2 protein-coding genes are annotated in these 1172 nt (G+C 61.3%); both read right to left on the bottom strand.

Annotated features, from left to right (window positions below; translation table 11 throughout):
• Positions 1–490 (bottom strand): hypothetical protein (locus AC1DWI_RS23895; RefSeq protein WP_477726005.1); only part of this gene is annotated, 490 nt, incomplete at its 3' end.
• A gap of 14 nt (positions 491–504) precedes the next feature.
• A complete protein-coding gene (leuD, locus tag AC1DWI_RS23890) occupies positions 505–1155 on the bottom strand; it encodes a 3-isopropylmalate dehydratase small subunit (protein WP_477657140.1) in 651 nt (216 codons plus the stop codon).
• Between the last annotated feature and the right edge of the window lie 17 nt (positions 1156–1172).

Below are 1172 nucleotides of genomic sequence, written 5' to 3'. Positions count from 1 at the left end.
CCGGCACAGGGATGGGGGTTGAACTGGTAGTGTCGTTGACCACGATGGTGCAACGCTTGTCTTTCCAGATCAGGTCGGCAGTGTATTTTTTCTGCGGATCGGCGACGAAGCGGACAGCTACCGGTCCACACTTTGACTTGTAGGTTATGTTGTTCGCAAAATGCTGCTCCTGCGCATAGGCGCGAATCTGCACCGGGCCAGCTTGCGGAAGTACTTCAACAATGTCTTTGCGTTCGCGGCCGGCGTAGGTCCGGCTGGCTTCTATGGTGTTCAGAGCCACACCTACATCCTTGAAGCCTTCGCATGACGCGCTTTGTGGGCTCACACCAAATCGCGCTGTGCCATTCGAGAAGGAGCGCAGCCGAAGCGTCGCGGCATTCGCAGGGGCGTTCTTTTCGATGGCTGCCAGCTGGGTTTGGTCGCGATTGACCGCTTCCATCGTCGAGCAGCCCGTCAGGCCGGTCAGCAGGGCAACCACCAGTCCTGCCATGCGCGAGTGCGCCATCATCCTGCCACCGTGTGGTTCAGCCAGGGCTTGGTTGCCAGGCGCTCGGCTTCAAAGGCCTTGATCTTGTCGCTCTGGCGCAAGGTCAGGCCAATGTCGTCCAGGCCGTTGAGCAGGCAGTACTTGCGGAAAGCCTGCACGTCGAAAGGCAGCTCCTCGCCCTGCGGCTTGACGATCACTTGCCGTTCCAGGTCGACCGTGAGCTGGTAGCCGGGGAAGGCCAGCGCTTCGTCGAACAGCTGCGCCACCTGCGCCTCGGGCAGCACAATGGGCAGCAGGCCGTTCTTGAAGCTGTTGTTGAAGAAGATGTCGGCGTAGCTCGGCGCGATGATCGCGCGAAAGCCATATTGGTCCAGCGCCCAGGGCGCGTGTTCACGCGAGGAGCCGCAGCCGAAGTTCTTGCGCGCCAGCAGGATGGAGGCGCCCGCGTAGCGTGGCTGGTTCAGCACGAAGTCGGGGTTGGGCTTGCGGCTGGCCGGGTCCTGGCCGGGAAAGCCCGCGTCCAGGTAGCGCCATTCGTCAAACAGGTTGGGGCCAAAGCCTGTCTTGCGGATGGACTTGAGGAACTGCTTGGGGATGATGGCGTCGGTGTCGACGTTCTCGCGGTCCATCGGGGCGACCAGGCCCTTGTGTACGGTGAATTTCTGCATGGGATTCTCTCCTTCAC

It is taken from the genome of Polaromonas sp. P3_C2 (genome assembly GCF_056402675.1).
Note: the sequence above shows the minus strand (reverse complement) of the source record. Positions and strands in the feature narration are given on the sequence as shown.